The following is a 15775-nucleotide window of genomic DNA, read 5'->3' as shown; positions in this document are numbered from 1 at the left end:
CAAAGGGATTTAAATCCCCGTTTTTACTGTGTGATTATCGTGTTTTTGGCGATGTTTGCAGGCTAGTCGAGCTCAGAGCAATTGACCAGTTTTAGAGGATTCACGGAATTCATATTGCGGCACTTATCGGTTTCGGTGCTCATCAGTTCAATCCACTGCATCAGCAGCGCATCGAAAATGAAAACAGAGACAGCAAAAACAACCAGCCACCAGTATTTACGAATCATTGTGCCATTCCGCAGGAAAGAACCAGTAAGGTGCTGGAAATATACACGAAAAGTCGCGCTTTAAAAGCGGGAGAGGTGAAGGTTTACAAAGCGTTGACGGTTGCCATTATGGGCAATAAAAAAGGCGCTTCCCCATGCCGAAGAGCGCCTTTTTAAACAAGCATTTAACTGATTAGTATCAGTTCATGCCGTATTTTTTCAATTTCTTACGCAGAGTACCACGGTTGATACCCATCATCAGCGCAGCGCGGGTCTGGTTACCGCGGGTGTATTGCATCACCATGTCCAACAGTGGCTGTTCAACTTCAGCCAGTACCAGCTCATACAGGTCATTAACATCCTGACCGTTCAGTTGAGCAAAATAGTTCTTCAGTGCCTGTTTAACCGAGTCACGCAGGGGCTTTTGAGTTACCTGGTCCTGGGAGTTAACGGTAGATACGGTCAGTACGTCAGAATTTACGCGTTGTTCGAACATAGTTCTGTCAGCTCTTTATTTCATTACGCAAGATTTTCGAAGTATGCCTCCAACGCCTCCAGCTGTACGCTGGCATCCTCTATGGCGTTGAATGTGCGCCGAAACTGGTCATTTGGAGCGTGCTCCTGGAGATACCAGGAGACGTGTTTACGCGCAATTCGGTACCCTTTTGCCTGACCGTAGTGGTCATGCAATTCCCGAACATGCGAACAAAGCAAGCGCTTGACCTCTGCCAGTGGCAGCGGAGCAAGCAGCTCCCCAGTGTCCAGATAATGCTGGATTTCCCGAAAGATCCAGGGTCTTCCCTGAGCGGCACGTCCTATCATCAGAGCATCAGCTCCCGTATAGTCGAGCACAGCTCTGGCTTTAAGCGGGTCAGTAATGTCACCATTCGCGATAATCGGAATGGAAACTTTCTGCTTAACTGCCCGAATGCTGTCGTATTCAGCTTCACCGTTGAACAAACAGGCGCGAGTGCGTCCATGAATGGTCAGGGCCTGAATGCCACAGTCTTCGGCCAGTTGGGCAATCTCTACACAGTTACGGTGTTCCGGCGACCAACCCGTGCGAATCTTTAACGTAACAGGAACGTCCACTGCGCTGACAACCGCCGTCAGGATTGACTTCACCTGGTCGGGGTATTGCAGAAGGGCTGAACCTGCAAGCTTGCGATTCACTTTCTTGGCCGGGCAACCCATATTGATATCAATAATTTGGGCACCACTTTCCACGTTGATACGCGCGGCGTCTGCCATCTCTTCAGGCACGCTTCCGGCAATTTGCACGGTGCGAATACCTGGCTCATCCACATGTACCATCCGCAAACGGGACTTATCGCTTTCCCACACTTGTGGGTTAGACGACATCATCTCGGAAACGGTTAATCCTGCTCCCATCTCGTAGCACAACGTCCTGAACGGCCGGTCGGTAATACCTGCCATTGGCGCTGCGATCAGGCGATTTCTGAGCTGGTGGTGTCCGATGCGCATGAGTTAAGAAATGACCATACTGTGACTGCAAGGCGGCGTATATTACGCATTTTTTGCACGAGATGAAAGGCCAAACTTTGAACAATCCACTGCTGTAGATCAAGGAATCGCCGCTAAGACTATTCGGTGAAAATTATTCACCATTTAAATCATTATGTTATGCATTAATGGTTATTTTATGGGCGCTTACAATTTCCCGTAACTTCTCATCATTTCTGAATAAATGAATCACATCAGCGGGATAATCTGCTGTTTTTAACAGCAGATTATCCCGCTTCTTTGCGATCTGCGTCGCATTTTAGAACATCATCTCAGCGCGAAAAATGCACATTATTCAACGACGACGCGGCCATGAAGTGACTGTACCGGACGGTTATTATCGTGATGCATCGTGTGGGTGAATTTACCCAACTGTTCTGCTGAGACGGTCAGCGGATGTTTGAGCACAATCCAGGTGACGCCCTCGGAGCACGGTGGGGTGGTGAGTGACCCGCTAAAGCGCCAGTACGTCTTATCTTTTGGCAGCAGCTGATTCATGTCGAGGTTTGGCTTGATGCTGACGTTCTGGTCAACCTGGCCCGGCATCACGCCCCAGAGTTTATCCAGCTCAGCGTTAGCGGCACCTTGATTAAACATCACGGCAACCACCACCAGCTCACCCTTCTCGTTCTTATGCACCAGATGCATTTCCATTGCGAACGCCTTACCGTGCACCGTGTTTTCACTCGGCGCGTGGAAGTGGAACTGCTGTAAGGTCCAGGTTTGGTTATCGAGGGTGATGCTGTCGCGGGTGTCCGCCTTTTCAACGGCCTGAATAGTATGTCCGTTGTTTGTCAGCGTAACGGGGCCGTCAATATAGTGTGTTTCCAGTGGGGATAGGTGTGCTTTCGCGGTGGAATCGATGTTAATGGGAGACTGGTTCAACCCGCTTTTACAAGTCTTGTACGCCTCGTCCAGCTCGCCCCAGTGCTCCGGTGCGCCTTCACCTTGATAACTCCAGTGTGATGCAATAGCGGAAGCCGAGACCATGCTCAGCGCCAGCAGTGCTGCCTTGCCATAAACGTGTTTCATTACATTCTTCCTGTGAATTTTATTATTCAAATCAAAATTAAACCGCATGATTTGTGCGGTTATTTTAGCGGAGACAGGTGAAAGGCGGGAGAAATATCAGAGGGAAAAAGGCGTGGTCAGAGGACCACGCCAAAGGCTTATTTTTTACGACCGGTAATGCGGCACCACTCTTCTTTCTCAACCACCGGGTCGAGCGCGAAGAGATCGGCATAGGCTTCACAGACGCTGTCAGCCTGGCTTGCCAGAATACCAGAAAGCCCCAGCAGACCGCCCTCAACGGGCAGCACGCTGATTAACGGTGCCAGTTCACGTAATGGGCCAGCCAGGATGTTTGCCACTACCACGTCGGCTTTCATGGCCTCAGGTTGAGCATCAGGCAGATACAGCTCCAGACGGTCGGAAACGCCGTTACGCTCGGCATTATCGCAGCTGGCCTGAATCGCCTGCGGATCGATATCGATCCCGATGGCTTTTGCCGCACCCAGTTTCAGGGCAGCAATCGCAAGGATCCCTGAACCGCAGCCGAAGTCGATCACCGTCTTGCCTTCCAGATCCAGTCCGTCCAGCCACTGCAAACAGAGTGAGGTTGTTGGATGGGTGCCAGTTCCAAACGCCAGACCCGGATCGAGCATCACGTTGACCGCATTCGCGTCCGGTACGTCGCGCCAGCTTGGGCAAATCCATAGACGCTTGCCGAACTGCATCGGGTGGAAGTTATCCATCCACTCGCGTTCCCAGTCTTTGTCTTCCAGCTGTTCGATTTTATGCACAAAGCCTGCGCCCAGCAGCGGATGGTTTTCCAGAAGGGCAACCACCTCTTTCATATCGGTTTCCGCATCGAACAGGCCGATAACGTCGGTATCACCCCACAGGCGGGTTTCGCCCGGCAGCGGCTCAAAGACCGGCGTGTCATGCGTGTCCTGGAAGGTGATTGAGACCGAACCGGCCTCCATCAGCGCATCGCTCAGTTCCTCGGCGTTAGCGCCGGTTGTGTTCAGTTTTAGTTGGATCCACGGCATGGCAAAACTCTTTATTTATCAGTAGAAATCATAGCGGGTTGTGGAACGGGCTGACCGAAACGGTTTCCCACCACAAACGCCAGTAAACTTAGCAGTAACGAAGGCACAATCGGATGGAAGCCCAGATACTGAATTTTAAATGTTGCGAGCACGGCGTAAAGCACGCCGCCGACAATCATGGCGCTCAGCGCGCCTGAAGCATTCGCGCGCTCCCAGTAGAGTCCCAATACCAACGGCCACAGGAAGACGGCTTCAAGGCCGCCAAACGCGAGCAGGTTCAGCCAGATGATCATCTCCGGTGGGCGCCATGCGGCTAACAGCAGCAATGCGCCTAACACCAGGGTAATAGCGGCCGACATGCGCTTCAGGCGTCGCTCATTTTTGACCTGCTCCGGGCGCAGGTTCAGATAAAGATCTTTAATGATCGTAGCGGAACTTTGCAGCAGCTGAGCGTTGATTGTCGACATGATGGCGGCCATCGGTGCGGCAAGGAAAATTCCGGCAGCGAACGGCGGAAGCACTTTGACCATCAGCGTTGGGATCACGAGATCCGGCACGGTGAGATCGGGGATCACCGCGCGCCCTAATGCGCCCGCCAGGTGCATACCAAACATCAGGATCGCGACAACAATAGTGCCGATAATGATACCTCGGTGCACGGCTTTGCTGTCTTTATAAGAGATACAGCGCACAGCCGTATGCGGCAGACCGATAACCCCAAAGCACACTAATACCCAGAACGAGGTCATAAATGTTGGAGAAAGGATGTCATCGGCGCCCTGCGGCGAAACCAGTTTTGGATCGATCGCCTCGAGCGTTTCAACCGCATGGCTCAGGCCGCCCGCGGCGTGGACGATGCCGACCAGCAGGACGATAGTGCCGATAAGCATAACCATGCCCTGCATCGTGTCGTTCAGCACGCTGGCGCGGAATCCACCAAACGCGGTATACAGCGCAATGCTGACCCCGAAGATGATCAGACCTGTCTCGTAGGGGATCCCGGCAGCCGTTTCCAGCAGGCGTGCCCCACCGATAAATTGTACCGTCATCGCGCCAATAAAGGCCACCAGCAGGCTTAAGCTGGCCAGCCACACCAGTAAACGGCTCTGGTAACGTGCAAACAGCATATCGTTGAGCGTCACGGCATTATAACGGCGCGCCAGAATGGCAAATTTTTTGCCCAGTATGCCGAGCGAGAGCCAGACGGCAGGAAGCTGGATCATTGCCAGCAGTACCCAGCCTAACCCGTATTTATAGGCGGCACCGGGTCCACCGATAAATGAACTGGCGCTGATGTAGGTCGCGGTCAGCGTCATGGCCAGCACGACGCCGCCCATCGAGCGGCTACCGAGGAAATACTCGTTCAGGAAGCTACCTGTCGTACGTTTCCGCATGGCGTAAACGGACAAACCAAACACCACTAACAAGTACGCGATAAGCGGCAGAATGACTTCAAGCTGCATCATCGTCCTCCAGCGGAATATCACGATAAATGAATTTCACCATTGCCCAGCACAGCAGGATAAAGACCAGCGGTACCAGCAGGCAGGCCATTTCAAACCAGTGTGGCAGGCCGGTGATGCCAATAGCGGAGTCAGGTAAGTAAGCGGTTACTAACCAGGCGGCAAGATAGAGAAGGGTCAGCCACAGCGCCCAGCGCGCTTCTTTATGGGCCTGAACAAAACGCTTGTCCATTTTATGTCCCTTGTGGATGAAGAAAGCGGGGATTGTACATGATGGGGCCTGGCGATCCCCAGAAATAAAAAAGGCCGGATAATCCGGCCTTTTCGCGTTGCTGCAGTCTTACTTCTCGTGCAGACCGAGTTTCTTCTCAAGATAGTGGATGTTAGTCCCACCATTCTGGAAGTGCTCGTCGCTCATGATGCGCATCTGCAGATCGACGTTGGTTTTGATACCGTCGATGATCAGCTCCTGCAGGGCGTTCTTCATGCGGGCAATCGCCACGTCACGGTTTTCGCCGTAGCAGATAAGCTTACCGATCATTGAGTCATAGTACGGCGGTACGGTGTAACCGGCGTAGATATGAGACTCCCAACGCACACCAAAGCCACCCGGCGCGTGGAAACGCGTGATTTTACCCGGGCTTGGCAGGAAGGTATTCGGGTCTTCGGCGTTGATACGGCATTCCACCGCATGGCCTTTCACCACAACTTCTTCCTGTTTGATGGACAGAGGCTGACCGGCTGCGATACGCAGCTGTTCTTTGATCAGGTCAACGCCGGTGATCATTTCTGTCACAGGGTGTTCAACCTGAATACGGGTGTTCATTTCGATGAAATAGAACTCGCCGTTTTCGAACAGGAACTCAAAGGTACCTGCACCGCGATAGCCGATATCGACACACGCTTTAGAGCAACGCTCGCCGATGTAGCGACGCAGTTCCGGGGTAATGCCCGGTGCTGGCGCTTCTTCGACCACTTTCTGGTGACGACGCTGCATGGAGCAGTCACGTTCTGCCAGATAGATGGCGTTACCCTGACCGTCAGCCAGCACCTGAATTTCGATGTGGCGTGGGTTTTCCAGGTATTTTTCCATGTACACCATGTCATTGCTGAAAGCGGCTTTCGCTTCTGCTTTGGTCATGGAGATGGACTGAGCCAGTTCAGCATCGCTGCGCACAACGCGCATACCGCGACCGCCGCCGCCGCCGGACGCCTTGATGATAACCGGGTAGCCAATGCGTTTAGCATGAGCACGGTTAGCATCCATGTCGTCGGTCAGAGGGCCGTCAGAACCGGGTACGGTTGGAACCCCGGCTTTTTTCATGGCGGTGATTGCAGACACTTTGTCGCCCATCAGGCGAATGGTGTCGGCTTTCGGGCCGATGAAGATAAAGCCAGAGCGTTCAACCTGCTCAGCAAAGTTGGCGTTCTCAGAGAGGAAGCCGTAACCCGGATGAATTGCCACCGCGCCGGTGATTTCAGCGGCGCTGATGATAGCCGGGATGTTCAGATAGCTTTTTACGGACGGAGCCGGGCCAATACAGACCGTCTCATCCGCCAGCAATACGTGTTTTAAATCGCGATCCGCGCTTGAGTGCACGGCCACGGTCTTGATGCCCAGTTCTTTACAGGCACGAAGAATACGCAGTGCAATCTCGCCACGGTTGGCGATAACAATTTTATCCAGCATGTTCGCCTCGTTACTCGATGACGACCAGCGGCTCGTCAAATTCTACCGGCTGACCACTTTCGACCAGAATCGCTTTCACAGTACCTGACTTGTCAGCTTCGATCTGGTTCATCATTTTCATCGCTTCAACGATGCACAGGGTATCGCCTACGTTGACTTTCTGACCCACTTCGATGAACGCCTTCGCGTCCGGGCTCGGGGTGCGGTAGAAAGTACCAACCATTGGGGAACGTACGATGTGACCACTGATTTCTGCAGCTGCTGCAGGTGCGGCTTCTGCGGCTGGCGCAACGGCTGCGGAAAGCGCAGGCTGCTGCACTGGCGCAGCATAAGCTTGCTGCATTACCGGGAAGCTAGCGGCTGGGGCTGCACGGCTGATGCGTACAGACTCTTCGCCTTCAGAAATTTCCAGTTCGGAGATGCCTGATTCTTCAACCAGCTCGATCAGTTTTTTAATCTTACGAATATCCATGAGTGGGTTCCGTACTCTTGTTTAGTTTGATTGTGACAAGCGTTTTACCGCTGTCTGTAAAGCGTATGAATAACCGTCTGCACCCAGACCACAGATCACGCCAGCAGCGATATCTGACAGATAGGAATGGTGGCGGAACGGCTCTCGGGCGTGCACGTTACTCAGGTGGATCTCGATAAACGGGATACTCACCGCGAGCAGTGCGTCGCGAATAGCTACACTGGTGTGCGTAAACGCGGCCGGATTGATCAGGATATAGTCCACATTGTCTTTAGCCTGATGAATACGGGCGATGATTGCGTACTCCGCATTTGACTGAAAATGGTCCAAATCGACATTCAGCGAAGCTGCTTCCGTCATCAGACGGTTAACAATTTCACTCAATGTTAGCGTGCCGTACTTCGCTGGCTCACGGGTGCCGAGCATGTTCAGGTTCGGTCCGTTCAAAACTAAGATCTGGAATTTATCCGCCATTGTGCCGCTATCTCCTGCGAATTTCCGGTAAAAAACAAAATATACCTTCGATGCGCGATTGTCACCTAATCAGAGTCTGAAAACTCCATCAGGAAAACCAAAGTCGCACATTATAACGATTTCGTAGCATTTGGCAGCTAAATACTGGTCTTATCAGGGAAGATTATCAACCGCTATCGGAAAAAGATTCACGGTCGATAAGTAATCTGCGGGAAAACGCACAGTTTCGCGAACTATCGCAACCACTGGCGGAACTTCTTGTAACGCCACGCTAAAAGCGCCAGTGCCAGCAGGGCATAGATGACCGGCTGGGGTGATAAAATCTTCACTGACCACAGGTAGTGGATGGGCGCGAGGATCGCGACAAGATAGACGAAGTTATGCAAGCGTTGCCAGCGCCTGCCCAGTTTTCGCTGGGCATATTGCGTGGAGGTCAGCGCTAATGCCAGCAACACCAGCCAGCTGACGATACCCAGCGTCAAATACGGGCGCGTCACCAGTTCGCGGCCTAACAGTGCCAGATTATTAATGCCCAACTCCAGAAGCGCGTAGCTGGTGAGGTGCAGCGTCGCCCAGGCAAAACACCATAACCCCAGCAGCCGACGGGTGCGTATCAAAAGTGGCTGTTTAGCGTAGCGTGCCAGCGGCGATATCAGCAAGGTTGCCAGTAAAAATTTCAGAGCCATCCTACCGGTAAAGTGTTGAATATCTTTCGCTGGATCGGCGCTGAATGCGCCGTGACGGACCGCCCAGAACAGCCAGATAAAAGGAAGCAGCCCGGCCAGGTGCAATAACACTTTGAGCCAGGTTATATGCTTAACGGTTAAACGCACTCAGAAGTTCTCCCGTAAATTCAGCCCGCGATAGAGCGACGCCACTTCATCCGCGTAGCCGTTAAACAGCAGTGTAGGCTGACGCTTCACATCCAATGCGCCGCCAGAGCCGATAAACCGCTCGGTGGCCTGCGACCAGCGCGGATGGTCAACGTGGGGGTTCACGTTAGCAAAAAAACCGTACTCGCCGGGGGCCGCCAGGTTCCAGGTGGTCGGCGGACGTTCGCGGGTAAGCTTAATGCTGACGATAGATTTAATCCCCTTAAAACCGTATTTCCACGGTACGGTCAGGCGAACAGGCGCGCCGTTTTGCGGTGGAAGCGCTTTGCCGTAAACCCCAACGGTCAGCAGGGTGAGCGGATGCATGGCTTCGTCGAGGCGTAGCCCCTCCACATAAGGATACTCAAGCCCGCCGCCGATGAACCGATCCTTCTGGCCCGGCATCTCTTCCGGGGCGTAGCGCGTCTGGAAGGAGACGTATTTTGCATTGCTGGTGGGTTCAACCAGCGCCAGCAGCTTGTGCAGCGGGAAGCCGACCCAGGGCACCACCATCGACCAGGCCTCTACGCAGCGCATGCGATAGATACGTTCTTCGAGCGGAAAACGTGTGGTGAGGTCGTGATGATCCAGCGTGATGGGCTTTGCTACCTCACCGTCGATTTTCAGGGTCCACGGATCGGTTTTCATGCTGCCTGCATTGGCGGCAGGATCGGCCTTATCCAGACCAAATTCGTAGAAGTTGTTATAGCCGGTAACTTTATCTTCCGGCGTGAGCGTCAGTTTGTTTTGCCATTCGGCCGGTTTCGTAAAGGTGAGTGGGGCACCGGAAGGGGCTTTCGGACGATCGTTGCCTTTAAACCAGTCGAGCAGATCGGCATGAGCCGCAGGAGTAAGGGTCAGCGCAGTGGCGCTGATGCCAAGCATTTTCAGGATCTGGCGGCGCTGTAACATAAAGACAGATTCTGACGTTACGTCGGCTTCCGTCAGTTTTCGGTTTTTCATGGCATCCTCCGTCATGCGTTTTTCTAAGCATGACGGAGGAGAAGCGTTAGCGCGAATATGTCACGAAAAATTGAAGATTAGGCAATTTTTACCAGCGCACGACCGTGGAACTGGTTATCCATGATTTTACTGGCATATTCAGGTGCCTGGCTGAGCGTAATCTCGGTGGCGCTCTGGGTATAGAATGATTCAGGGAGGTCACGCGCCAGACGTTCCCAGGCTTCTGTACGACGGGCAGACGGGGTCATCACGGAATCTACACCTTGCAGGCGAACGTTACGCAGTATGAATGGCATCACGGTGGTTGGCAGGGCAAAACCGCCCGCCAGGCCACAGGCCGCCACGCAACCGCCGTAGTTCATCTGCGCCAGCACTTTCGCCAGGACTTTGTCACCGACGGTATCCACTGCTCCCGCCCAGATCTGTTTTTCCAGCGGGCGAGTTTCGGCAAACTCGTCACGGCCCAGAATTCGGTTGGCACCGAGTTGACGCAGATAGTCATGGGTGCTTTCGCGGCCAGACACGGCAGCAACCTGATAACCCAACTTGTGCAGCAGCGTCACCGCCGTGCTACCCACGCCACCGCTGGCACCGGTCACGACAATCTCACCGGACTCTGGACGAATACCGGCATCTTCCAGTGCCATCACGCACAGCATGGCGGTAAACCCTGCGGTACCGATGATCATCGCTTTGCGACCATCCAGACCTTTTGGCAGCGGTACCAGCCAGTCACCTTTCACGCGGGCTTGTGAGGCCAGCCCGCCCCAGTGATTTTCTCCCACGCCCCAGCCCGTGAGCAGTACTTGCTGACCCGCATGGAAGCGAGGATCTTCGCTGGTATGCACGCGGCCCGCAAAATCGATCCCTGGCACCATCGGGAAATTTGGGATGATTTTACCCTTACCGGTAATTGCCAGTGCATCTTTGTAATTTAAACTGGACCAGTCGATATCGACGGTTACTTCGCCTTCGGGCAGTCGACTCTCTTCAATGGCTTGCACCGAGGCAAGCGTTTTGCCGTCCTGCTGTTCTAAGATCAAAGCCTGCATACAGGGTCCCCATTACGATTAAGATGATTGGAAAATAACGTCTGAAGACTATACTCGCTCAGTGCAACGCTATGCCGATTTAACGCAATAAATTGCCAGATACACCCGATTTGGTAGTATGCCGCATCTCAAATGCAAGTTAGCGCTTACTCGCTACCCCATCAACCCACGGAGTAATCTCAAGGATGCGATTAACGACGAAGTTCTCGGCTTTTATCACCCTGCTAACGGGGTTAACGATTTTTGTCACCCTGATTGGCTGCTCCTTAAGTTTTTATAATGCCATCCAGGACAAGTTGGTTAATCGGGTAGAGTCGGTTGCATCGGTTATTGATACGCGTTTGATTACAACTTCATTCCCGGCACTGTCGCCAGAGCTGGATGAGCTGATGGTGCCTGTTGATATTGTTCGGGTCGATATCGTCCAGGGAAAGCAGACCGTTTTCAGTCATACCCGGCGGGGGAGCTACCGTCCAGCCGGTACGGTCAGTCAGTATCGGGTCGTCACGGTCGATTCGCTTAAACATCCGGGTATGACCATTCGCATGGTCTATCAGGATCCGATGGCCAACTATTTTCACTCGTTGATGACCACCGCGCCTCTCACCATTGCTGTTGCTTTTATCGTGCTGCTTATTTTTCTGGCGGTTCGTTGGTTGCGCCGTCAGCTTGCCGGACAAGAATTGCTTGAAACACGCTCAGTAAGGATCCTGAACGGTGAGCGTGGCCCGCAGGTGCGGGGTTCGGTCTATGAATGGCCGACGCGCACCAGTAGCGCACTGGATGTGTTGCTCTCAGAAATCCAGTTCGCCAGCGACCAGCGTAGCCGCATGGACACGCTAATCCGCTCTTACGCGGCACAGGATAATAAAACAGGTCTGAATAACCGTCTCTTTTTTGATAATCAGCTGGCGACGTTGTTGGATGACTCCGAAAAGGTGGGTACCCACGGCGTAGTCATGATGGTCCGCTTGCCTGATTTCGATCTGCTGCGCGACACCTGGGGACAGCGTGTGGCGGAAGAGAACCTCTTTACGCTGATCAATCTCCTGTCTACTTTTATCATGCGCTACCCGGGGGCGCTGCTGGCACGGTATCACCGGAGCGACTTTGCCGTGTTATTGCCGCACCGCACGTTGAAAGAGGCGGAAAGTATCGCCAGCCAGCTACTGAAAGCCGTCGATGCGCTGCCGCAAAGCAAAATGCTCGACAGAGACGATATGGTCCATATGGGGATCTGTGCCTGGCGCGGTGGGCAATCGACTGAGCAGGTGATGGAGCATGCGGAAGCCGCTACCCGCAACGCCGTTTTGGAGGGCGCAAACGGATGGGCGGTTTACGACGATTCGCTGCCGGAAAAAGGACGCGGGAACGTGCGCTGGCGTACTTTGATTGAGCAAATGCTCAGTCGTGGCGGGCCACGGATCTATCAAAAACCGGCGGTCCTGAAAAATGGAAATGTGCACCACCGCGAGTTGATGTGCCGTATTTTTGACGGTTCGGAAGAGGTTATTTCTGCTGAATACCTGCCGATGGTACTGCAATTTGGATTATCTGAAGAGTATGACCGCCAGCAGATAACCCGGGTGATTCCGTTTTTATCGTTTTGGCCGGAAGAAAACCTGGCATTACAGGTTACCGTAGAGTCGTTAATACGCCCGCGTTTTCAACGCTGGCTGCGCGATACTGTAATGCAATGCGAAAAATCGCAACGCAAACGCATTATTTTTGAACTTGCTGAGGCGGATGTAGGTCAACACATCAGCCGGTTGCGTCCGGTGGTGCGTTTGATCAATGCGTTGGGTGCGCGAGTAGCGGTCACGCAGGCCGGTTTAACGCTGGTCAGTACCCGTTGGATCAAGGAGCTGGATGTTGAGTTATTAAAGTTACATCCAGGTCTGGTAAGGAATATCGAAAAGCGCACGGAAAACCAGCTGCTGGTACAGAGCCTGGTGGAAGCATGCAAAGGAACGCAAACACAAGTATTTGCCGCAGGCGTGCGTTCGCGAAGTGAATGGCAGATGTTGACAGAGCGCGGTGTAACAGGAGGTCAGGGGGATTTTTTTGCCGCCTCTCAGCCGCTTGACACCAATGTGAAAAAATATTTGCAAAGATACTCTGTTTGACCTGCCGTTTAATTTGTTTTCACGTAGAATATCGCGCCTGTAGCTTTGAGTATGACGAGCAAAACGCCAGTGAACGACCTTTAACGGGTTACAAATGAACATGAGGGACGCTGCTGTTTACTCAGCCCTGAGGGAATCCGGGGATGCATTTGTAACAAAGGAAACGTACTGCACAAATTTTCACCGCTGCAGATGATTTTTGCGCCTTGTCGCTGCTGCGTGTGGTTGGTAAAGTAAGCGGATTTTGTTTTCCGCCCCAGCTTTCAGGATTATCCCTTAGTATGTTGAAAAAATTTCGTGGCATGTTTTCCAATGACCTGTCCATTGACCTGGGTACCGCGAATACCCTTATTTATGTAAAAGGACAAGGCATCGTATTGAATGAGCCTTCTGTTGTGGCCATTCGTCAGGATCGTGCTGGCTCGCCAAAAAGCGTGGCCGCAGTGGGTCATGACGCGAAGCAGATGCTGGGTCGTACCCCTGGCAACATTGCCGCAATCCGCCCAATGAAAGACGGCGTTATCGCTGACTTCTTCGTGACTGAAAAAATGCTTCAGCACTTCATTAAGCAGGTTCACAGCAATAGCTTCATGCGTCCAAGCCCGCGTGTGCTGGTGTGTGTGCCCGTTGGCGCGACTCAGGTTGAACGTCGCGCAATCCGTGAATCAGCACAGGGTGCCGGTGCACGTGAAGTGTTCCTGATTGAAGAACCAATGGCTGCGGCAATCGGTGCGGGTCTGCCTGTTTCCGAAGCGACCGGCTCTATGGTGGTGGATATCGGTGGTGGTACCACTGAAGTGGCCGTTATCTCCCTGAACGGCGTGGTGTACTCCTCTTCCGTGCGTATCGGTGGTGACCGTTTCGACGAAGCCATCATTAATTACGTGCGCCGTAACTACGGCTCTCTGATTGGTGAAGCCACCGCAGAGCGTATTAAGCACGAAATCGGTTCTGCTTACCCAGGCGATGAAGTTCGCGAAATCGAAGTTCGCGGTCGTAACCTGGCTGAAGGCGTTCCACGCGGCTTTACCCTGAACTCCAACGAAATCCTGGAAGCGTTGCAAGAGCCGCTGACCGGTATTGTGAGCGCGGTAATGGTTGCGCTGGAACAGTGCCCGCCAGAGCTGGCGTCCGATATCTCCGAGCGCGGTATGGTTCTGACCGGTGGTGGTGCGCTGCTGCGTAACCTCGACCGCCTGTTAATGGAAGAGACAGGAATTCCTGTCGTAGTTGCAGAAGATCCACTGACTTGCGTAGCCCGTGGTGGCGGCAAGGCGCTGGAAATGATCGACATGCACGGCGGCGACTTGTTCAGCGAAGAGTAGTCATTGTGAAAGGGTAGCGCATTGCTACCCTTTCTCTCTGACGCGAGAATACGCATAGCCTATGAAGCCAATTTTTAGCCGTGGCCCATCGCTACAGTTTCGCCTTATCCTGGCGGTTCTGGTTGCGCTTGGGGTCATTATTGCCGATAGCCGCCTCGGTACGTTCAGCCAGATCAGAACGTACATGGATACCGCCGTCAGTCCTTTCTACTTTGTATCAAATGGTCCCCGTGAACTGCTCGACTCCGTTTCTCAAACGCTGTCTTCACGCGACCAACTCGAACTCGAAAACCGGGCATTACGTCAGGAACTGCTGCTGAAAAACAGCGAACTGCTGATGCTGGGACAGTACAAGCAGGAAAACGCGCGTCTGCGCGAGCTGCTTGGCTCGCCGCTGCGTCAGGATGAGCAGAAAATGGTCACGCAGGTGATCTCTACCGTCAACGATCCTTACAGCGATCAGGTGGTGATCGACAAAGGCAGCGTCAACGGTGTATACGAAGGCCAGCCTGTTATCAGTGATAAAGGCGTTGTGGGTCAGGTCGTGGCGGTTGCCAAACTGACCAGCCGCGTGCTGCTGATTTGTGATGCCACCCATGCGCTGCCGATTCAGGTTCTGCGTAACGACATTCGCGTGATTGCGGCCGGTAACGGCTGTACGGACGATCTGCAACTCGAACATCTGCCTGCCAACACGGACATCCGTGTGGGTGACGTGCTGGTGACGTCAGGTCTGGGCGGACGCTTCCCTGAAGGCTATCCCGTTGCGGTTGTCTCTTCCGTGAAGCTGGATACGCAACGTGCGTATACCGTCATCCAGGCGCGTCCGACCGCCGGTTTACAGCGTCTGCGCTACCTCCTGCTGCTGTGGGGGGCCGATCGTAACGGCGCCAATCCGATGACGCCTGAAGATGTGCATCGCGTGGCAAATGAGCGTCTGATGCAGATGATGCCTCAGGTTCTTCCTGCGCCAGACGCGATGGGGCCGCCTGCGCCTGTACCGGCTCCTGCTACGGGATTAACGCAGCCGCCACCGCCACCTCAAGTGTCGGGTGGAGGGCAGTAGTGGCAAGTTATCGTAGCCAGGGACGCTGGGTTATCTGGCTCTCATTTCTTATCGCATTGTTGCTGCAAATCATGCCCTGGCCGGACGACATCCTCGTTTTCCGGCCAAACTGGGTATTGCTCATTTTGCTCTACTGGATCCTCGCCCTGCCGCATCGCGTAAATGTGGGCACAGGTTTTGTGATGGGTGCCATACTGGATCTCATTAGCGGCTCTACGCTTGGCGTACGCGCGTTATCCATGAGCATAATTGCGTACCTCGTCGCACTCAAATTCCAGCTCTTTCGTAACCTCGCGCTCTGGCAACAGGCGCTGGTGGTGATGTTGTTGTCACTTGCTGCGGATATCGTTGTTTTCTGGGCAGAGTTTTTAGTGATCAACGTCTCTTTCCGACCGGAAGTGTTCTGGAGTAGTGTAGTAAACGGTGTGCTCTGGCCATGGCTGTTCCTGCTGATGCGTAAAATTCGCCAGCAGTTTGCCGTGCAGTAAAAG

At 53.5% G+C, this 15775-nt stretch carries 17 protein-coding genes; 4 read left to right on the top strand and 13 right to left on the bottom strand.

Going from position 1 to position 15775, the window contains the following annotated elements:
* Positions 1-62: 62 nt before the first annotated feature.
* The 13 genes from ENTMO_RS0121890 to acuI form a co-directional block, all read right to left on the bottom strand.
* A complete protein-coding gene (locus ENTMO_RS0121890) occupies positions 63-227 on the bottom strand; it encodes a DUF2556 family protein (protein WP_003860373.1) in 165 nt (54 codons plus the stop codon).
* Positions 228-405: 178 nt separating this feature from the next.
* Positions 406-702 carry a DNA-binding transcriptional regulator Fis gene (fis, locus tag ENTMO_RS0121885; protein ID WP_000462905.1) on the bottom strand — a complete coding sequence of 99 codons (297 nt, stop codon included), beginning with the start codon at positions 700-702 and terminating at the stop codon, positions 406-408.
* Positions 703-725: 23 nt separating this feature from the next.
* Complete coding sequence (gene dusB / locus ENTMO_RS0121880; RefSeq protein WP_010436190.1) at positions 726-1691, bottom strand: tRNA dihydrouridine synthase DusB; 966 nt, start codon at positions 1689-1691, stop codon at positions 726-728.
* A 330-nt stretch (positions 1692-2021) separates the two neighbouring features.
* On the bottom strand, positions 2022-2762 hold the full coding sequence (locus ENTMO_RS0121875) for a carbonic anhydrase (protein WP_010436188.1): 741 nt from the start codon (positions 2760-2762) through the stop codon (positions 2022-2024).
* A gap of 137 nt (positions 2763-2899) precedes the next feature.
* Positions 2900-3781: a 50S ribosomal protein L11 methyltransferase gene (gene prmA, locus ENTMO_RS0121870; RefSeq protein WP_010436186.1), complete on the bottom strand. Its 882-nt coding sequence runs from the start codon at positions 3779-3781 to the stop codon at positions 2900-2902.
* Between the two features lie 11 nt (positions 3782-3792).
* Positions 3793-5244, bottom strand: a complete 1452-nt coding sequence (gene panF, locus ENTMO_RS0121865) for a sodium/pantothenate symporter (protein WP_010436183.1) — start codon at positions 5242-5244, stop codon at positions 3793-3795.
* Positions 5234-5476, bottom strand: a complete 243-nt coding sequence (locus ENTMO_RS0121860) for a YhdT family protein (RefSeq protein ID WP_006178860.1) — start codon at positions 5474-5476, stop codon at positions 5234-5236. Before ENTMO_RS0121860 ends, panF begins: the two co-directional genes overlap by 11 nt.
* A gap of 108 nt (positions 5477-5584) precedes the next feature.
* Complete coding sequence (gene accC / locus ENTMO_RS0121855; RefSeq protein WP_010436177.1) at positions 5585-6934, bottom strand: acetyl-CoA carboxylase biotin carboxylase subunit; 1350 nt, start codon at positions 6932-6934, stop codon at positions 5585-5587.
* Between the two features lie 10 nt (positions 6935-6944).
* Positions 6945-7406, bottom strand: a complete 462-nt coding sequence (accB, locus tag ENTMO_RS0121850; protein WP_010436174.1) for an acetyl-CoA carboxylase biotin carboxyl carrier protein — start codon at positions 7404-7406, stop codon at positions 6945-6947.
* Between the two features lie 21 nt (positions 7407-7427).
* Positions 7428-7880: a type II 3-dehydroquinate dehydratase gene (aroQ, locus tag ENTMO_RS0121845; RefSeq protein WP_010436171.1), complete on the bottom strand. Its 453-nt coding sequence runs from the start codon at positions 7878-7880 to the stop codon at positions 7428-7430.
* Between the two features lie 233 nt (positions 7881-8113).
* Positions 8114-8713 carry a protein-methionine-sulfoxide reductase heme-binding subunit MsrQ gene (msrQ, locus tag ENTMO_RS0121840; protein WP_010436170.1) on the bottom strand — a complete coding sequence of 200 codons (600 nt, stop codon included), beginning with the start codon at positions 8711-8713 and terminating at the stop codon, positions 8114-8116.
* Positions 8714-9715, bottom strand: a complete 1002-nt coding sequence (gene msrP, locus ENTMO_RS0121835; protein WP_010436168.1) for a protein-methionine-sulfoxide reductase catalytic subunit MsrP — start codon at positions 9713-9715, stop codon at positions 8714-8716.
* A gap of 77 nt (positions 9716-9792) precedes the next feature.
* On the bottom strand, positions 9793-10767 hold the full coding sequence (gene acuI, locus ENTMO_RS0121830; protein WP_010436166.1) for an acrylyl-CoA reductase (NADPH): 975 nt from the start codon (positions 10765-10767) through the stop codon (positions 9793-9795).
* A gap of 185 nt (positions 10768-10952) precedes the next feature.
* Between acuI and csrD the strand changes: the two genes are divergently transcribed.
* The 4 genes from csrD (at position 10953) to mreD (ending at position 15772) form a co-directional block, all read left to right on the top strand.
* Positions 10953-12893 (top strand): RNase E specificity factor CsrD, encoded by a 1941-nt coding sequence (gene csrD, locus ENTMO_RS0121825; protein WP_010436164.1) that lies wholly within the window; start codon positions 10953-10955, stop codon positions 12891-12893.
* 281 nt (positions 12894-13174) lie between these two features.
* On the top strand, positions 13175-14218 hold the full coding sequence (mreB, locus tag ENTMO_RS0121820) for a rod shape-determining protein MreB (protein ID WP_000913396.1): 1044 nt from the start codon (positions 13175-13177) through the stop codon (positions 14216-14218).
* Positions 14219-14279: 61 nt separating this feature from the next.
* Positions 14280-15284, top strand: coding sequence for a rod shape-determining protein MreC (gene mreC, locus ENTMO_RS0121815; protein ID WP_010436162.1), 1005 nt, complete (start codon positions 14280-14282; stop codon positions 15282-15284).
* On the top strand, positions 15284-15772 hold the full coding sequence (gene mreD, locus ENTMO_RS0121810; RefSeq protein ID WP_010436160.1) for a rod shape-determining protein MreD: 489 nt from the start codon (positions 15284-15286) through the stop codon (positions 15770-15772). The genes mreC and mreD overlap by 1 nt, the downstream gene beginning before the upstream one ends.
* Positions 15773-15775 lie beyond the last annotated feature (3 nt).

The organism is Enterobacter mori LMG 25706, from assembly GCF_000211415.1.
GTDB lineage: Bacteria > Pseudomonadota > Gammaproteobacteria > Enterobacterales > Enterobacteriaceae > Enterobacter > Enterobacter mori.
Note: the sequence above shows the minus strand (reverse complement) of the source record. Positions and strands in the feature narration are given on the sequence as shown.

What these genes read in the sequence shown, in the direction of transcription:
- accB (WP_010436174.1), bottom strand. Translation starts at nt 7,406, where the DNA reads ATGGATATTCGTAAGATTAAAAAACTGATCGAGCTGGTTGAAGAATCA.
- msrP (WP_010436168.1), bottom strand. Translation starts at nt 9,715, where the DNA reads ATGAAAAACCGAAAACTGACGGAAGCCGACGTAACGTCAGAATCTGTC.
- mreC (WP_010436162.1), top strand. Translation starts at nt 14,280, where the DNA reads ATGAAGCCAATTTTTAGCCGTGGCCCATCGCTACAGTTTCGCCTTATC.
- csrD (WP_010436164.1), top strand. Translation starts at nt 10,953, where the DNA reads ATGCGATTAACGACGAAGTTCTCGGCTTTTATCACCCTGCTAACGGGG.
- fis (WP_000462905.1), bottom strand. Translation starts at nt 702, where the DNA reads ATGTTCGAACAACGCGTAAATTCTGACGTACTGACCGTATCTACCGTT.
- acuI (WP_010436166.1), bottom strand. Translation starts at nt 10,767, where the DNA reads ATGCAGGCTTTGATCTTAGAACAGCAGGACGGCAAAACGCTTGCCTCG.
- dusB (WP_010436190.1), bottom strand. Translation starts at nt 1,691, where the DNA reads ATGCGCATCGGACACCACCAGCTCAGAAATCGCCTGATCGCAGCGCCA.
- aroQ (WP_010436171.1), bottom strand. Translation starts at nt 7,880, where the DNA reads ATGGCGGATAAATTCCAGATCTTAGTTTTGAACGGACCGAACCTGAAC.
- accC (WP_010436177.1), bottom strand. Translation starts at nt 6,934, where the DNA reads ATGCTGGATAAAATTGTTATCGCCAACCGTGGCGAGATTGCACTGCGT.
- prmA (WP_010436186.1), bottom strand. Translation starts at nt 3,781, where the DNA reads ATGCCGTGGATCCAACTAAAACTGAACACAACCGGCGCTAACGCCGAG.
- mreB (WP_000913396.1), top strand. Translation starts at nt 13,175, where the DNA reads ATGTTGAAAAAATTTCGTGGCATGTTTTCCAATGACCTGTCCATTGAC.
- ENTMO_RS0121875 (WP_010436188.1), bottom strand. Translation starts at nt 2,762, where the DNA reads ATGAAACACGTTTATGGCAAGGCAGCACTGCTGGCGCTGAGCATGGTC.
- ENTMO_RS0121890 (WP_003860373.1), bottom strand. Translation starts at nt 227, where the DNA reads ATGATTCGTAAATACTGGTGGCTGGTTGTTTTTGCTGTCTCTGTTTTC.
- panF (WP_010436183.1), bottom strand. Translation starts at nt 5,244, where the DNA reads ATGCAGCTTGAAGTCATTCTGCCGCTTATCGCGTACTTGTTAGTGGTG.
- ENTMO_RS0121860 (WP_006178860.1), bottom strand. Translation starts at nt 5,476, where the DNA reads ATGGACAAGCGTTTTGTTCAGGCCCATAAAGAAGCGCGCTGGGCGCTG.